Here is a 14,688-nt window from a genome sequence, read left to right on the forward strand (position 1 = left end):
GTAGCATCGCCGCCCCCACCCGCCGCTTTCCTGCCCCAATGCCGCAACCCATTCCCCTAAAGGACCACGAAAAGGAAAAGCACCTGGTCAACCGCCGGCTGCTGGCCTGCGCCCTGCTGGTGCTCGGCCTGGTTGCGGTACTGGTAGGCCGGCTCTACGTGCTGCAGGTGTTGCAGCACGACCAGCAGTCGGCGGTGTCGGAAAACAACCGCGTGCACGTGCTGCCGATCCCGCCCGAACGCGGCCTGATCTTCGATCGCAACGGCGTGGTGCTGGCCGACAACAAGCCCAGCTTCAACCTGACCATGACCCGCGAGCGGGCCGGCGATTCGAAGAAGGTGCTCGACAACCTGGCGCAAGTCCTGGGACTGTCCGATGACGACCGCCAGCAGTTCGACAAGGATCTGCGCCGCGGCCGCAAGCCGTTCGAGCCGGTGACCCTGCTGGTCGGCCTGAGCGAGGAGCAGATCGCCCTGATCGCGGTCAACCAGTTCCGTCTGCCGGGGCTGGAGGTGGAGCCGCAATTCATTCGCGAGTACCCCTTGGCCGAACACTTCGCCCATTCGGTCGGCTACGTCGGACGCATCAACGAGAAAGAAGCCAAGAGCCTCGACAGCACCGCCTACCGTGGCACCCAGTCCATCGGCAAGACCGGCATCGAGCGTTTCTACGAGGCCCAGTTGCACGGCCAGGTGGGCTACGAGGAAGTCGAGACCAACGCCCAGGGCCGGGTGATGCGCGTGCTCAATCACCACGACCCGGTGCCGGGCAAGGACATCGTGCTGAGCCTCGACGCCCACCTGCAGCAAGCCGCCGAGAAGGCCCTGGGCGATCGGCGCGGCGCGGTGGTGGTGCTCGACCCGGCCAATGGCGACGTGCTGGCGATGGTCAGCAACCCGGCGTTCGACCCCAACCTGTTCGTCAAGGGCATCAGCTTCAAGCAGTACGCCGCCCTGCGCGATTCCATCGACCGGCCGCTGTTCAACCGCGTGCTGCGCGGGCTGTACGCCCCAGGTTCGACGGTCAAGCCGGAGGTGGCCATCGCCGGCCTCGACAGCGGCGTGATCACCCCCGGCAGCCGGGTGTTCGACCCCGGCTACTACGAACTGCCCAACTACGAGCACAAGTACCGCAACTGGAACCGCACGGGCGATGGCTGGGTGGACCTGTACAGCGCGATCATGCGCTCCAACGACACCTACTTCTACGACCTGGCGCACAAGCTGGGCATCGACCGCCTGCACGACTACATGGCCGAGTTCGGCCTCGGCCAGAAGGTCTCGCTTGACATGTTCGAGGAAGCGCCGGGGCTGATGCCGTCCCAAGCGTGGAAACGCGCCACCCGGCGCCAGGCCTGGTTCCCCGGCGAAACGCTGATTCTCGGCATTGGCCAGGGCTACATGCAGGTGACCCCGCTGCAACTGGCCCAGGCCACCAGCCTGCTGGCCAGCAAGGGCGTGTGGCACCGCCCGCACCTGGCTCTGACCATCGGTGGCCAGGCGCCGGTCGACCCGCATCCGATGGCGGATATCGTGCTGCACGACAAGCATGCCTGGGACCAGGTCAGCCAGGGCATGCAGATGGTCATGCACGACCCGCGCGGCATCGCCCGCGCATCCGCCGCCGGCGCCCAGTACCGCATCGCCGGCAAGAGCGGCACCGCGCAGGTGGTGGCGATCAAGCAGGGTGAGCGCTACAACCGCAACAAGACCCTCGAGCGCCACCGCGATAACGCCCTGTTCGTCGGTTTTGCCCCGGCCGATCATCCGGCGCTGGTGGTGGCGGTGATGATCGAGAACGGCGAGGCCGGTGGCCGCGTAGCGGGACCGGTGGTGCGCGAGGTGATGGATGCCTACCTGCTGGATGAGCAGGGACATTTGAAGGCGCAATATGCGGGGTTGGCCAAGGCGGTGCCACATTCATAGGCCCGTGCCTGCCTCGAGGCTTGTGAGCTGGGCTGGGAGTGATTGGAAACGTCGGGACTGAGCGCGGTCCACACACTTCCACCGATGAGCGCCTTCACTGAATTTTAGTCATGAGTTTTCCCGGATTCCGGGGGTCTTGTCCTGCACAAAATTCACATTTCTATTTTCGCGATCGGCTGCCTGGTTATAGAGGTTGGTGCCCATCTTGGATATTTCCTTGGCCCGGCTGGTCAGGGAAGCCAATACGCCTTCACTATCAACTGGCCCCTTGGATATCGCTTCCCAGCGACTGGCTATCTTCTGCATTTCCTTTACATGGAACCCAAGAACATACATGGGTTTACCGTCCCCTGACTCGAATACATACAGGTTCTCCACGTGCGACGTAAACGCATTGGGTTTCGCTTCAAGCTTGAGGTTTGCGGTATTTCCAGGCTGGTTCCAGATCTGTTGTCGGGTCGGGGTAGGATCACCACCAGGAACGGGTCCTTTAGGGTGGTATATCTCGATTTTTATCTTGTATTTAGGCTTGTGTCCTGACGGGTCGACTGCGTTCACAGGATCTTCGCTGCAGTAAACATAGGCATTTGGGCCACCGTCTCCAAAGGGGCTGAAACTGTCGGGTGACAGGAAGCGCATCAGCACCGGGCTGTATGCCCGATAGCCATTGCCAAGCAGGTAGCCCCCAACCTGCAGTTCCTGCAACTGGCCATTGAAACCCAGCATCAGGGGCAACCCATTGGCAAATGGCCGATACCCAAACGCGGTGTAGGGAACCGGAAGGCTGGCCTGCGACGCATGATGACGCAGTATCGAACCGTGCCGGTCGGTGGCCAGCAGGACCATTTTCGAGCTAACAGTTGATACTGACATGCAGACTCCTGGACAAAGTTCCTGTCTGCGTGACTGTGCAAGCAACTCCATTAGCCCGCAACTGACAAAAATGCCAGGCCTGCCAACCTGCATACCGGGCGCGCTACCGCAAGGCAAGCCTGTACCGGCAGGTCTGGCGTTGCCTCAGCCAGCGGCTCTCGGCATCAAGTCGTAGGGATGTTTCCACCCTGGAATGTCCTGGATTCGCTGTTTCCAGGCCTCGATATGACGGAACTCGCCAACCGCCAGGCCAGTGTCCTCGGGCATATACACATAGCCCGCCAGCGAAAGATCGGCGATGGTCAGTCGCCCACCCACCATGAACGGCGTCTTCGCCAGGTGCGCATCGACGATCTGGTACGCCGCCCTGGCCCGCTCGCGCAGGAAGCGGGTGACATCCGACTCGCCCATCTGCTTCAGGCAGTAGATGAAGCGCAACGCCGCGTAGTAGCTGGTGAACTTGTGGTTGTCGAACAGCAGCCAGCGCCAGATCTCGCGCTTCTCGTGATCGTCACGCGGGCCGAACTGGCCGGTGCGCTCGGCCAGGTAGTCGAGGATCAGCGCCGATTGGGTAAGCTTCTCGCCGGCATGTTCCAGCACCGGCACCTCTCCTTGCTCGTTGACCGCGTCACGCCAGTCCTGCCCACGGGTCTGGCCATGGAAGAAATCGACGAACACCGGCGCCCAGTCCTGGCCGGTGAGTTCCAGCATCAGCGCGGCCTTGTAGGCGTTTCCCGACTCGGCAAAGCAGTGAAGCGTATATTCGGCCATGGCATCCGGTTCCTTTGATTGGCAGGCTGCAGGACAGCGAGCAAATCATGGGCAAAGGCCGGGGTCAATGTGGCAAGGAACTCCTGACACCCGGCGCCGCTCTTATGAACATGCAGTAACACCCTTGGGCATCACCTTTCCGGAGGACTCGCCATGCGCCACTTACTGCTCGTTCCCTCGCTGCTGCTCCTGCTCCCTGCCGGTGCCGCCCTGGCCCGCGTCGATGCTGGGGACGTCGCCACCTCGGCGGGGGTCTCCGCCTCGCTGTACTCGACCTTCAAGGATGACAAACGGATCATCCCGGCCCGCGACGAGCTGTCGGCCTTCGTCGCCAGTGGCGGTGCCATTCGCGGGGCCTATCTGGAAGCGGCGCTGGCCGAGGTGCGCCAGGCCAATCCGGGGCTGCAGGCCAGTGACGAAGAGCTGGCCCAGGCGCTGCTGTCACAGGATGACAGGCTGGCGGATCACTGACGGACCAGGGCGACCTGGCGCCGCTTGCGCGGCGCCGGTCAGCCCGGGCGGTTGGTCACACCGAACGGGATATGCACCGACGGCACCACCGTGCTGGTGCTCTTAAGGTGCCCGGACTGGTCATCGAAGAAGATGTGCGGCTTTAGCACCTGCAATACCCTGCGCTTCTCGATACCACCCAGGAAGAACGCATCATTGGCCATTACCCCCCAGCTTTTCAGGGTATTGAGCGCCCGCTCGTGTGAAGGTGCGTTGCGCGCCGTGACGATCGACACCCGCAGGCGGTTCTCGTAAGTGGGATTGGCCAGCTTGTGCTGCTCCTCGGCGGCCTGGATGCGGGCAATGCGCACGAAGAACTCCTTGAGCGGGCCGGGGTTGTGCGGCTGGGTGACATTGATCACTTCATGGGCGTGGAAGCTGCCCAGGCCGCCCGACTGCATCACCGCTTCCGACTCATCGCCGGCCAGCACACCGTCGAAGTCGAAGGCGATGCGCAGGTTATCGTCGCTTTCATCGTCGTCGAACTTCGAATCCAGCACCTGCCCCGCCGGGTAACCAGCCTTGATCGCGGCGTCCACGTGCTGCTTGTCGGCGGACAGGAACAGCGCGATGTTCAACGCCGGGATGTACTCATACGGCGAGCGGCCTTGGGTGAAGATCGCCCGGGTCATGTTCAAGCCGTAGTGACCAATGGTCTTCATCACCCGCATGCCGGTGTCCGGGTCGTTCTGCGACAGCAATACCACCTCCACCAGCGGGTCCTCGGGGTCGCCGCGCAGGTCATTGAGCGCCAGCAGGCGCTTGATGAAGGGATAGGCAATGCCCTTGCCCAGCGGCTCATCCAGGTGCTGCTCCTGGTACTTGCGGTATTGCGCCTCGCCGTCGCGGCGGAACACGGCGTCCGACTCGCTCAGGTCGAACACGGCGCTGGAAGCGACACCGATGACCAGGCGATCATCCAGTTCGAAGGCCATGGGGCATTCCTTGTGTGGGTAAATGTTGTGCGCGATGCCGTTCAGCTTTCGCTGCGACCTTGCAGGCGCGAAGTCCAGTCCTCGACCTGGCGTTGCTCCAGGCGCTTTTCCAGGGTGCGACGCCAGTTCGGCACCAGCGGCAGTTCCAGGCATTCACGCAACAGGTCGGGCTCCAGCTGCTTGTCGAACAGCACCGCCGAAAGCCGCGCCACCGACCACTGGCCATAGGGCCGCTCGACCAGTTGCAGGGCATCGCCCGCCTGTACCTCGCCCTCCTCCAGCACCCGGTAGTACCAGCCGGTGCGCCCGCTCTGCTGCACCCGCAGCGCCATCTGCGCCACGTCGAAACGGTCGTTGAGCTTCCAGCACGGCATGCGCCCCTGGGAGATCTCCAGCAATGCCGTGCCGACGCGGATACGGTCGCCCAGGCACACATCGGCCTCGCGCCAGCCGCTGCTGCTGAAGTTCTCGCCGAAGGCACCCGGCCGGGTCAGCAAGGGGTGTTCGCCGAGTTCCGCGACCCAGTCGGGGTAGTGATCGCGGGGATAGTGGTGGATGGCCTTCTCGACGCCGCCGTGCACGCGCAGATCGCCCTGTTCGTCACCGGCGATACCGAGCAAGGTCACCCGCAAGGGGCCTTGGCGGGGTTGCTTGTCGATGGCGCTGAGGGAACCTGGGCGGGTGAATGGCCGGGCGCTGCCGGTGAGCAGGCAGTCCAGGCGCGGGCTGGGCGAGGTCATGCGGCGGTCTCGTGAGAAGGACCGGGAGAGCTTACACCAGAGCCCGCGAGAGGCCCAACCAACCGATTGCCGGAGCTGCCTCCAAGCCCGTTCCTGCAGGAGCGGGCTTGCCCCCGAGAGGTTTCGAACGGTGCCTACTTGCCCCGCGCCTTGTTGTAGATCGTCTTGGCACGGTCCGCCGAGGCCTGGCAGGTAGTCATGTCGCCTTTGGCCTGGGCGGCCTTGGCCTGCTCGAGCAGCTTGTGGTAGTCGGCGGCCATGCCGCCATGCAAGGCCTGGCCATCGCTCTTACTGATGTATTCCAGGTCCTTGATCTTGGCATCGCAGTTGGTCTCCGGGCCATCCTCGGCATGGGCGGCGAAGCTCAGTACGCAAGTGATCACTAGCAGTGTCATGGATTTCATGGAGTGTTCTCCTGGGAAACAACCTGACTGCCGGAACATCCGCCAGCCAGTTGGCCGACGCAGCACAGAGCATAGTCCGCCAAGGTCGGCGCCACAGGGCTTCAGCCCAACGGTACACCCACCTCGGCCATCAGGAAGTCGATGAACACGCGGACCTTCAGCGGCATGTGCCGGGCCTGGGGATACACCAGCATGAACGGCCGCGACGTGCCGCCATGCCCGGCCAGCACCTCCACCAGCTCGCCGCTGTCCAGGGCGTCCTGCACGGTGAACCGGTAGGCCTGCATCAGGCCGCCGCCGTGACGCACCAGAGTGGTGGTGGCGAGAAAGTCACCCAGGCAGGTGAAGGCGCCCTGGGTTTCCAGCTCGACCCATTGGCCCTCGCGACGAAAACTCCAGGGGGGACGCCGGCCATTGCTGGGCAGTTCGAACTGGATGCATTCGTGCCCGGCCAGGTCCTCGAGGGTCTGTGGCACACCGGCCCGGGCCAGGTAGTCCGGGGTGGCGACCACCACCAACTCGGCATCCTCCAGGCGCCGGGCCACCAGCCGCGAATCGGCCGGTGCGCGGCCGCGAATCGCCAGGTCGAAATGCTCTTCGGCGAAATCGACGTTACGGTTGCTCACATGCACATCCACCTGCACCCGCGGATAGCGTTGGCGAAAACGCGGCAGCAGCGGCAACAGGCGGTGATGAGCGTAAGGCGTCGGCGCACTGATGCGCAGGCAGCCTGCGGGCTCGAGCTGGCCACCGGTGACCTGGCGCTCGGCCTCGACCAATTGACCCAATGCCTGGCGGCAATGCTGGTAGTAGGCCTGGCCGGCCTCGCTCAAGCGCATCTGCCGGGTTGTACGCACGAACAGGCGCACGCCCAGGCGTTCCTCCAGGCGCGCCACCGAGCGGCTCACTGCCGCGGGGGTGACACTGGCGAGGGTCGCGGCTTCGGTAAAGCTGCCGGCATCGGCGGCAAGGCAGAACAGCTCCAGGCTGCCCAGTTGCAGATCATCGAAGTGGCGGGTCATGGGCGGCTCGATTGATTACATGATGTATCGATTGAAATGCCCCACGCCTCATTTTTCAAGTCGGCGTTGCAGCCTAGAGTGGCTGCACACCCGAGCACTGGCTCGAACCACCGGAGACTTTCCCCATGAGCAGCGCAAGAACCGTCATCATCACCGGCGCCTCCAGCGGCCTGGGCTTCGCCCTGGCCCAGGCCTTCCTCGAACGTGGCGACAACGTGGTCGGCAACGCCCGCACCCAGGCTCGCCTGGACCAGGCCGCCGCTCGCCTGGGCAACCCGCCGGGCTTCATCGGCGTGGCTGGCGACATTGCCGAGAAAGCTACCGCCGAGCGACTGTTCGCCGCCGCCCAGGAAGCTTTTGGCCGGGTCGATATCCTGGTCAACAACGCCGGCATCTTCATCCCGAAACCTGTGACCGACTACACCGAGGCCGATGTCGACGCGCTGGTCGGCACCAACCTCAAGGGTTTCTTCTACCCCGCCCAGGCCGCCGCCCGGGTGATGAAGGCCCAAGGGCACGGGCATATCGTCGCGATCACCGCTTCGGTGGCGCTGCAACCGGACACCCGCGTGCCGGCACTGTTGCCGGTGCTGGTCAAGGGCGGGCTGAACCAGGCGGTCAAGGGCCTGGCGCTGGAACTGGCTGCCAGCGGCGTGCAGGTCAACGCCGTGGCCCCGGGGATCATCGACACCCCGCTGCACAACGGCAGCACCGAAGGCCTCGGCGCACTGTCGCCGAGTGGACGCACCGGCCAGCCCGAGGACGTGGTGAACGCCGTGCTGTACCTGACCGACGCGCGCTTCGTCAGCGGCGCCGTGCTGCCCGTCGACGGTGGCAGCACCGCCGGCACCTGGCACTGAAACGGGAGCCACGCACATGCCTTATGTCCATATCCGCGTCACCGAAGAAGGCGTCACCGCCGAACACAAACGCCAGCTGATCGAAGGCACCACGCGTTTGCTGGAACAGGTGCTGAACAAGCCACCGGCAAGCACTTTCGTGGTCATCGAGGAGGTGCCCACCGACAACTGGGGGGTCGCGGGTGAGACGGTGACGGCGCTGCGCCAGCGCGAACGTCGCTGACGCTTCACCGTCGAAGGGGCGCCTGCGCGCCCCGGGTTTCAGCCTCGGCCCACCGATCGTGCTACACGGTCCACCGCGATACGCGTCTTCTCCACCAGTTCGTCCAGCTCGCCACGGCTGGCCACCAGGGCCGGCGCCATGATCATCCGCCCCAGGGTCGAGCGGATGATCACGCCTTCCTCGAAACCGAAGGTGCGGCACTGCCAGGCCAGGTCGTTCTCGTTGGCGAAGCGCTTGCGCGTGGCCTTGTCCTCGACGAACTGCAAGGCTGCCACCAGGCCGGTGCCCTGTACTTCACCGATCAACGGGTGATCGGCAAACACCTCGCGCAGGATGCGCTGCAGGTACGGGCCGGTGTCGTCCTTGACCCGACGCACGATACCCTCGTCGCGCAAGGCCTTGAGGTTGGCGATGGCTACCGCCGCCGCCACCGGGTGGCCGGAATAGGTCAGGCCGTGGGCGAACACCCCGCCCCGCTCCACCAAAGCCTCGGCGATACGCTTGCTCAGCACCAGGCCGCCCATGGGCACGTAGCCACTGGTCAGGCCCTTGGCGATGGACAGCGTATCCGGCTCGAAGCCGAAGTGCTGGTGGGCAAACCATTCGCCGGTGCGGCCGAAACCACCGATCACCTCGTCGGCGCACAGCAGCACGTCGTACTGGCGGCAGATGCGCTGGATCTCGGGCCAGTAGCTCTCGGGCGGGAAGATCATGCCGCCGGCGCCCTGGAACGGCTCGGCGATGAAGCCCGCAACGTTCTCGGCGCCCAGTTCGAGGATCTTCTCCTCCAGTTGCTGGGCGCAACGGCGGCCGAATTCCGCCGGGGTCAGCTCGCCACCCGCGGCGAACCAGTACGGTTCGTCGATATGCGCCACATCCGGGATCAACCCGCCCATTTCGTGCATGAACTTCATACCACCCAACGCCGTGGCCGCCAGGGTCGAGCCGTGGTAGCCGTTCCAGCGGCCGATCATGATCTTCTTGCGCGGCTGGCCGACCACCTGCCAGTAACGGCGCACGGTGCGGATCAGCACCTCGTTGGCCTCGGAGCCGGAGTTGGTGTAGATGGCGTGGCTGTAGTGGCCGGGCAGCAGGCTGAACAGCAGCTCGGACAGCTCGATTACCGCCGGGTGGGTGGTGTGGAAAAACATGTTGTAGTAGGCCAACTGGTCCATCTGCGCGGCGGCGGCGGCAGTCAGGTCCTTGCGGCCATAACCGAGCTGGGTGCACCACAGGCCGGACATGCCGTCCAGGTAGCGGCGACCGTCGTTGTCCCACAGGTACAGGCCCTCGCCGCGAGTGATGACCCGCGGTCCCTCGGCGTTGAGCGCCTTCTGGTCGAGGAAGGCGTGAATGTGGTGGGCGGCGTCGCCAGCCTGGTAGTCGCGGGTATCGCGTTTGCCGGTCGCCGGGGTGATGGGTGCGTTCATTGTTGTTCTCCTCGGGTGAATATCAGCGCAGCTGGATCCAGGTGGTCTTGAGCTGGGTGTACTTGTCGAACGAATGCAGCGAGAGGTCGCGACCGAAACCGGACTGGCGCCCACCACCGAACGGCACGGTCACATCCAGGGCGTCGACGGTGTTGACCGACACCGTGCCGGCCCTGAGCCGTCGGGCAACGCGGTGGGCACGGTTGAGATCGTCGCTCCACACCGACGCGGCCAGCCCATAAACGCTGTCGTTGGCCAGGGCGATGGCCTGCTCCTCGTCGTCGAAGGTGCTGACCGCCAGCACCGGGCCGAAGATCTCGTCACGGGCCAGGGCCATGTCCTGGCGCACGTCGGTGAAGATCGTTGGCGTGATGAAGTTGCGCGAGCCGTTCACGCTCAGGCGCTCACCGCCGCAGCGCAGTCGTGCGCCCTGCTCCCGGGCCTGGCCGATGGCGGCTTCGATACGCGCGGTCTGCGTGGCATCGACGATGGCGCCGGCACGGCTGGCCGGATCCAGCGGGTCGCCCGGCAGCCATTCACGGGCCTGGCGCAGCAGACGCTCGACGAACTCGTCGTGGATCGAGCGCTGCACGTACAGCCGCGAATTGGCCGAGCACACCTCGCCCTGGTTGAAGAAGATGCCGAACGCGGCCTTTTGCGCCGCCAGGTCGAGGTCGCGGCAATCGTCGAACACCAGGTTCGGGCTCTTGCCGCCGCATTCGAGCCACACCTGCTTGAGGTTCGACTGCGCCGAATACTGCATGAAGTACTTGCCCACCTGGGTGGACCCGGTGAACACCAGGCAATCCACGTCCGGGTGCAGGCCCAGGGCACGGCCAGCGGTTTCGCCCAGGCCCGGTACCACGTTGAGCACGCCCTCCGGCAACCCGGCCTCCAGGGCCAGCTCGGCCAGGCGCAGAGCCGAGAATGGCGACTGCTCGGCGGGCTTGAGCACCACGCTGTTGCCTGCGGCGAGCGCCGGGGCGACCTTCCAGGCGGCCATGTCCAGCGGGAAGTTCCACGGCACCACCGCGCCGACCACGCCCAGCGCCTCGCGGCTGATCATCGCCACGGCGCTGGCGGCGGTCGGGGCGACCTGGTCATAGAGCTTGTCCAGCGCTTCGCCATACCAGGCGAACACCTGGGCCGCGCCGGGCACATCGATGGTGTAGGCATCCATCACCGGCTTGCCCATGTTCAGCGAGTCGAGCAGCGCCAGTTCCTCGCGGTGGGCCAACATCAGCTCGGCCAGGCGCAGCAGTACGCGCTTGCGCTCGGCCGGCGCCATGCGTGCCCAGGGACCGTGCTCGAAGGCGCGGCGGGCGGCGCTCACCGCCTGGTCGATCTCGCTGTCGGCACAGGCGGCGACCTGGGCCAGGCACTGCTCGGTCGCCGGGTTGATGGCGGCGAAGGTGGCGCCGTCGCGGGCCGCCACCGGGCGCCCGTCGATCAACGCGGTGGTGATGAAGCTTTGCCGCGCGGCGCGCTGCAGCCAATCGCTTTTCGTATGCACGCAGGTCTCCCCTCCGGCCACACGCGGGCCGGTGATTGTCGTTGTCTGGATGAGGTGAAGCGGTGTGTCAGCGCCGTCGCAGGTAGCTTTCCAGCGGGTCCTTGCTCAAGCCTTCCTGGGCCTGGGCCAGCGAGGCGATGAACAGCGAGAACAGCTCGGCCTGGGTGGCGATGTCGAGCTTGGCGTAGAGGTTCTTGCGGTGGGTCTTGACCGTGTCTTCGCTGATACCCAGGCGTTCGGCCAGCGAACGCGTGGAATGGCCGCGCAGCAAGTACTGGGCGATGTGGCACTCACGCTCGGTGAGCAAGGACGAGCCGAAGTTGTTCAGCGCAGCGTTGATCTGCCGCCCCAGCGCGCTTTCGAAGCGTCCACCCAGGGCCTCGGCATCCAACTGGCCCCAGTGGCGGCGCACCACCGCCACCACCCAGGCGGCGACGCACTTGAGCTCGGCCACCTGGCGGCTGCCCAGGCGCCGGGTGCTGCCCAGGGCCACGGCGATGGTCAGCTGGGCGTCCAGCGGCACCAGGTAGTTGAGTTCGTCCTCGAGGTGAGCATGCTGGTAGAACGAGGTGTAGTACTCGCTGCGCTTGAAATGGTCGGGCGCCACATCGCTCAGGCGATAGAAGCCGGCGGGCACGCCATCCATGCAGGCGCGGTAGAACGGGCACAGCAGGTAATAGCCCTCCAGGTACTTCTGCACGTTGCCCTCGGGCAGCCAGGGCCCCTCGTCGTCCTTGGCGAACAGCGCCGACGGCAAGCCCTTGCGCGGATACAGGAACACGGTGATGGCCTGGCACGCTGCCAGTTGGTTGAGCGCGGCGAACAGTGCCTCGACGAAGCCGGGGGTGCCGATGGCATCGACCACGCGGGCCATCTGCGCATACCAGTCGGGCGAATTCAGCTGGGCATTGCTCATTATTGTCTTCCCCGCCAGGGTGAGTGCTGGCCGGGATTGTTTCATGGGGGGGGACGGGGCGGCTATCACCCTTCGGGGTGAGAGGCGACCATCGTTCCGCCTGTAGCGACGCCATCGCGGGGCAAGCTCCTACAGGTAACCGGTAGTTGCTACAGTGGGTGCCTCGGCCAAGAGCGCGCGTGACGACAAAAATGCAGGGCAGCCCTGCAGATTTGCCAATTGTGCAAGGTAATTTTGCATGACAGGATCGACCGATCCGCTCGCGCACTCCAGGACTTCACTTGGAAAATCAATAACAAAGCAGGGAGACCGCGATGACCGCGCACGCTCAACCCTCGGCAACGGATCAGGTACTGGCCGAGGTCCGCAACCACATTGGCCACCTCACCCTCAACCGCCCAGCCGGCCTCAACGCCCTGACCCTGGACATGGTGCGCAGCCTGCAGCACCACCTCGACCAATGGGCGCAGGACCCGCAGGTGCAGGCCGTGATGCTGCGTGGCGAGGGGCCCAAGGGTTTCTGCGCCGGCGGCGACATCCGCTCGCTGCACGACAGCTTCAAGGCCGGCGAAAAGCTGCACGAGGAGTTCTTCGTCGAGGAATATGCCCTGGACCTGTGCCTGCACCGCTACCGCAAGCCGGTGCTGGTATTGATGGATGGCTTCACCCTCGGCGGCGGCATGGGCCTGGCCCAGGGCTGCGACCTGCGCATCGTCACCGAGCGCAGCCGCCTAGGGATGCCCGAGGTGGGTATCGGCTACTTCCCGGACGTCGGCGGCAGCTACTTCCTGTCCCGAGTGCCCGGCGAGCTGGGCATCTACCTGGGCGTCAGCGGTACCCAGGTCAAGGCTGCCGACGCTCTGTATTGTGGCTTGGCCGACTGGTACCTGGACAGCGCCAGGCTGGCCGCGCTGGATGAAGGCCTGGACCGCCTGGTATTCGGCGAGCATCCGCTGAAGGACCTGCAGGGCCTGCTGGCCAAGCTCGGCACTCAGGTGCTCGAGGACGCCCCGCTGGCGCGCCTGCGCCCGGTGATCGACCACTTCTTCGCCCTGCCCGACCTGCCCAGCATCATCGAACAGCTGCGAGCCGTGACCATCGGCGACAGCCACCCGTGGGCGCTGGAGACTGCCGCCCTGCTGGAAACCCGCTCGCCGCTGGCCATGGCCGTGACCCTGGAGCTGCTGCGCCGTGGCCGCCACCTGAGCCTGGAAGACTGTTTCGCCATGGAACTGCACATCGACCGCCAGTGGTTCGCCCACGGCGACATCATCGAGGGCGTGCGCGCCCTGATCATCGACAAGGACAAGCAGCCGCGCTGGAACCCGCCGACCCTGGGCGAACTCACCGCGCAGCGCGTCGACCAATTCTTCGAAGGCCTGTGAGCCCGGGAGTACACAGATGCAAGACCTGGAACTGAGCGAAGAACAGATCATGATCCGCGACATGGCGCGCGACTTCGCCCGCGGCGAGATCGCCCCCCATGCCCAGGCCTGGGAGAAGGCCGCCTGGATCGATGACGACGTGGTACGCAAGATGGGCGAGCTGGGTCTGCTCGGCATGGTGGTGCCGGAGGACTTCGGCGGCAGCTACACCGACTACGTCGCCTATGCCCTGGCGGTCGAGGAGATCGCCGCCGGCGACGGCGCCATTGGGGCGTTGATGAGCATTCACAACTCGGTGGGCTGCGGCCCGTTGCTGGCCTACGGCACGCCTGAACAACAGCAGGCCTGGTTGCCGCCACTGGCCAGCGGCGAGGTGATCGGCTGCTTCTGCCTGACCGAGCCCCAGGCCGGCTCCGAGGCGCACAACCTGCGCACCCGCGCCGAACTGGTCGATGGCCAGTGGGTGATCAATGGCGCCAAGCAGTTCGTCAGCAATGCCCGCCGCGCCAAGCTGGCCATCGTCTTCGCCGTGACCGACCCGGAGCTGGGCAAGAAAGGCCTCTCGGCGTTCCTGGTGCCCACCGACAACCCCGGGTTCAAGGTCGACCGCAGCGAACACAAGATGGGCATCCGCGCCTCCGACACCTGCGCGGTGACCCTGGACAACTGCCGCATCCCGGCCGCCAACCTGCTCGGCGAGCGCGGCAAGGGCCTGGCCATCGCCCTGTCCAATCTCGAAGGCGGGCGCATCGGCATCGCCGCCCAAGCCCTGGGCATCGCCCGCGCAGCCTTCGAGGCGGCACTGACCTACTCCCGCGAGCGCATCCAGTTCGGCAAGCCGATCAACGAGCACCAGAGCATCGCCAACCTGCTGGCCGACATGCAGGTGCAGATCAACGCCAGCCGCCTGCTGATCCTGCACGCCGCGCGTCTGCGCAGCGCGGGCAAACCTTGCCTGTCGGAGGCCTCCCAGGCCAAGCTGTTTGCCTCCGAGATGGCCGAGCGGGTCTGCTCGATGGCGATCCAGGTGCATGGCGGCTACGGCTACCTGGAAGACTACCCGGTGGAGAAGTACTATCGGGATGCGCGGATCACCCAGATTTACGAGGGCTCCAGCGAGATCCAGCGCATGCTGATCGCCCGTGAGCTGAAGCATTATCCGATCTGACGTACCCATCGCG

At 65.4% G+C, this 14,688-nt stretch carries 15 protein-coding genes; 6 read left to right on the top strand and 9 right to left on the bottom strand.

The annotated features are described in order from the left end of the window. Window positions 1-38: 38 nt before the first annotated feature. On the top strand, window positions 39-1,925 hold the full coding sequence (mrdA, locus tag AC3WL2_RS24205; protein WP_102684836.1) for a penicillin-binding protein 2: 1,887 nt from the start codon (window positions 39-41) through the stop codon (window positions 1,923-1,925). A gap of 108 nt (window positions 1,926-2,033) precedes the next feature. Here mrdA and AC3WL2_RS24210 read toward each other — a convergent pair whose 3' ends face one another. Together AC3WL2_RS24210 and AC3WL2_RS24215 are read right to left on the bottom strand one after the other, a co-directional pair. After that, window positions 2,034-2,798, bottom strand: a complete 765-nt coding sequence (locus tag AC3WL2_RS24210; protein ID WP_256582686.1) for an RHS repeat-associated core domain-containing protein — start codon at window positions 2,796-2,798, stop codon at window positions 2,034-2,036. Window positions 2,799-2,942: 144 nt separating this feature from the next. Continuing rightward, window positions 2,943-3,569 (bottom strand): glutathione S-transferase family protein, encoded by a 627-nt coding sequence (locus tag AC3WL2_RS24215; RefSeq protein WP_102684838.1) that lies wholly within the window; start codon window positions 3,567-3,569, stop codon window positions 2,943-2,945. A 153-nt stretch (window positions 3,570-3,722) separates the two neighbouring features. Here AC3WL2_RS24215 and AC3WL2_RS24220 point away from each other — a divergent pair, with 153 nt between their 5' ends. Continuing rightward, window positions 3,723-4,040: a DUF2388 domain-containing protein gene (locus tag AC3WL2_RS24220; RefSeq protein ID WP_102684839.1), complete on the top strand. Its 318-nt coding sequence runs from the start codon at window positions 3,723-3,725 to the stop codon at window positions 4,038-4,040. A gap of 38 nt (window positions 4,041-4,078) precedes the next feature. On the opposite strand, the gene AC3WL2_RS24225 is transcribed toward AC3WL2_RS24220, so the two are convergent. The 4 genes from AC3WL2_RS24225 to AC3WL2_RS24240 form a co-directional block, all read right to left on the bottom strand. Continuing rightward, a complete protein-coding gene (locus AC3WL2_RS24225; protein ID WP_102684840.1) occupies window positions 4,079-5,014 on the bottom strand; it encodes a 5'-nucleotidase in 936 nt (311 codons plus the stop codon). 41 nt (window positions 5,015-5,055) lie between these two features. Next, the gene (locus AC3WL2_RS24230; protein WP_102684841.1) at window positions 5,056-5,754 is read right to left on the bottom strand and encodes an MOSC domain-containing protein; all 699 of its coding nucleotides are present in this window, start codon (window positions 5,752-5,754) and stop codon (window positions 5,056-5,058) included. Between the two features lie 134 nt (window positions 5,755-5,888). Further along, window positions 5,889-6,158 carry a PA2433 domain-containing protein gene (locus tag AC3WL2_RS24235; RefSeq protein ID WP_102684842.1) on the bottom strand — a complete coding sequence of 90 codons (270 nt, stop codon included), beginning with the start codon at window positions 6,156-6,158 and terminating at the stop codon, window positions 5,889-5,891. Window positions 6,159-6,259: 101 nt separating this feature from the next. Continuing rightward, the gene (locus AC3WL2_RS24240; protein WP_102684843.1) at window positions 6,260-7,180 is read right to left on the bottom strand and encodes a LysR family transcriptional regulator; all 921 of its coding nucleotides are present in this window, start codon (window positions 7,178-7,180) and stop codon (window positions 6,260-6,262) included. Between the two features lie 125 nt (window positions 7,181-7,305). On the opposite strand from AC3WL2_RS24240, the gene AC3WL2_RS24245 reads away from it, so the two are divergent. Together AC3WL2_RS24245 and AC3WL2_RS24250 are read left to right on the top strand one after the other, a co-directional pair. Continuing rightward, window positions 7,306-8,040, top strand: a complete 735-nt coding sequence (locus tag AC3WL2_RS24245; RefSeq protein ID WP_102684844.1) for an SDR family NAD(P)-dependent oxidoreductase — start codon at window positions 7,306-7,308, stop codon at window positions 8,038-8,040. A gap of 16 nt (window positions 8,041-8,056) precedes the next feature. Continuing rightward, entirely contained in the window at window positions 8,057-8,263 is a 207-nt protein-coding gene (locus tag AC3WL2_RS24250; RefSeq protein ID WP_046855364.1) for a tautomerase family protein, read from the top strand. A 38-nt stretch (window positions 8,264-8,301) separates the two neighbouring features. Here the strand turns inward: AC3WL2_RS24250 and AC3WL2_RS24255 are convergent, their stop codons facing one another. The 3 genes from AC3WL2_RS24255 to AC3WL2_RS24265 form a co-directional block, all read right to left on the bottom strand. Next, complete coding sequence (locus AC3WL2_RS24255; RefSeq protein WP_102684845.1) at window positions 8,302-9,693, bottom strand: aspartate aminotransferase family protein; 1,392 nt, start codon at window positions 9,691-9,693, stop codon at window positions 8,302-8,304. Between the two features lie 22 nt (window positions 9,694-9,715). After that, a complete protein-coding gene (locus AC3WL2_RS24260) occupies window positions 9,716-11,206 on the bottom strand; it encodes an aldehyde dehydrogenase (protein WP_102684846.1) in 1,491 nt (496 codons plus the stop codon). 67 nt (window positions 11,207-11,273) lie between these two features. Next, window positions 11,274-12,122, bottom strand: a complete 849-nt coding sequence (locus AC3WL2_RS24265; protein WP_102684847.1) for a helix-turn-helix transcriptional regulator — start codon at window positions 12,120-12,122, stop codon at window positions 11,274-11,276. A 314-nt stretch (window positions 12,123-12,436) separates the two neighbouring features. Between AC3WL2_RS24265 and AC3WL2_RS24270 the strand changes: the two genes are divergently transcribed. Continuing rightward, the gene (locus AC3WL2_RS24270; RefSeq protein WP_102684848.1) at window positions 12,437-13,507 is read left to right on the top strand and encodes an enoyl-CoA hydratase/isomerase family protein; all 1,071 of its coding nucleotides are present in this window, start codon (window positions 12,437-12,439) and stop codon (window positions 13,505-13,507) included. Between the two features lie 16 nt (window positions 13,508-13,523). Continuing rightward, window positions 13,524-14,675 (top strand): acyl-CoA dehydrogenase family protein, encoded by a 1,152-nt coding sequence (locus AC3WL2_RS24275; protein WP_038706259.1) that lies wholly within the window; start codon window positions 13,524-13,526, stop codon window positions 14,673-14,675. The last annotated feature ends 13 nt before the right edge of the window (window positions 14,676-14,688 follow it).

The sequence above is a fragment of the Pseudomonas sp. FW305-96 genome (assembly GCF_058783825.1).

Excerpts from the sequence above, each read along its gene's own strand:
- AC3WL2_RS24245 (WP_102684844.1), top strand. The coding sequence starts at position 7,306 with ATGAGCAGCGCAAGAACCGTCATCATCACCGGCGCCTCCAGCGGCCTG.
- AC3WL2_RS24250 (WP_046855364.1), top strand. The coding sequence starts at position 8,057 with ATGCCTTATGTCCATATCCGCGTCACCGAAGAAGGCGTCACCGCCGAA.
- AC3WL2_RS24255 (WP_102684845.1), bottom strand. The coding sequence starts at position 9,693 with ATGAACGCACCCATCACCCCGGCGACCGGCAAACGCGATACCCGCGAC.
- AC3WL2_RS24270 (WP_102684848.1), top strand. The coding sequence starts at position 12,437 with ATGACCGCGCACGCTCAACCCTCGGCAACGGATCAGGTACTGGCCGAG.
- mrdA (WP_102684836.1), top strand. The coding sequence starts at position 39 with ATGCCGCAACCCATTCCCCTAAAGGACCACGAAAAGGAAAAGCACCTG.
- AC3WL2_RS24215 (WP_102684838.1), bottom strand. The coding sequence starts at position 3,569 with ATGGCCGAATATACGCTTCACTGCTTTGCCGAGTCGGGAAACGCCTAC.
- AC3WL2_RS24235 (WP_102684842.1), bottom strand. The coding sequence starts at position 6,158 with ATGAAATCCATGACACTGCTAGTGATCACTTGCGTACTGAGCTTCGCC.
- AC3WL2_RS24210 (WP_256582686.1), bottom strand. The coding sequence starts at position 2,798 with ATGTCAGTATCAACTGTTAGCTCGAAAATGGTCCTGCTGGCCACCGAC.
- AC3WL2_RS24220 (WP_102684839.1), top strand. The coding sequence starts at position 3,723 with ATGCGCCACTTACTGCTCGTTCCCTCGCTGCTGCTCCTGCTCCCTGCC.
- AC3WL2_RS24275 (WP_038706259.1), top strand. The coding sequence starts at position 13,524 with ATGCAAGACCTGGAACTGAGCGAAGAACAGATCATGATCCGCGACATG.
- AC3WL2_RS24265 (WP_102684847.1), bottom strand. The coding sequence starts at position 12,122 with ATGAGCAATGCCCAGCTGAATTCGCCCGACTGGTATGCGCAGATGGCC.
- AC3WL2_RS24225 (WP_102684840.1), bottom strand. The coding sequence starts at position 5,014 with ATGGCCTTCGAACTGGATGATCGCCTGGTCATCGGTGTCGCTTCCAGC.
- AC3WL2_RS24240 (WP_102684843.1), bottom strand. The coding sequence starts at position 7,180 with ATGACCCGCCACTTCGATGATCTGCAACTGGGCAGCCTGGAGCTGTTC.
- AC3WL2_RS24230 (WP_102684841.1), bottom strand. The coding sequence starts at position 5,754 with ATGACCTCGCCCAGCCCGCGCCTGGACTGCCTGCTCACCGGCAGCGCC.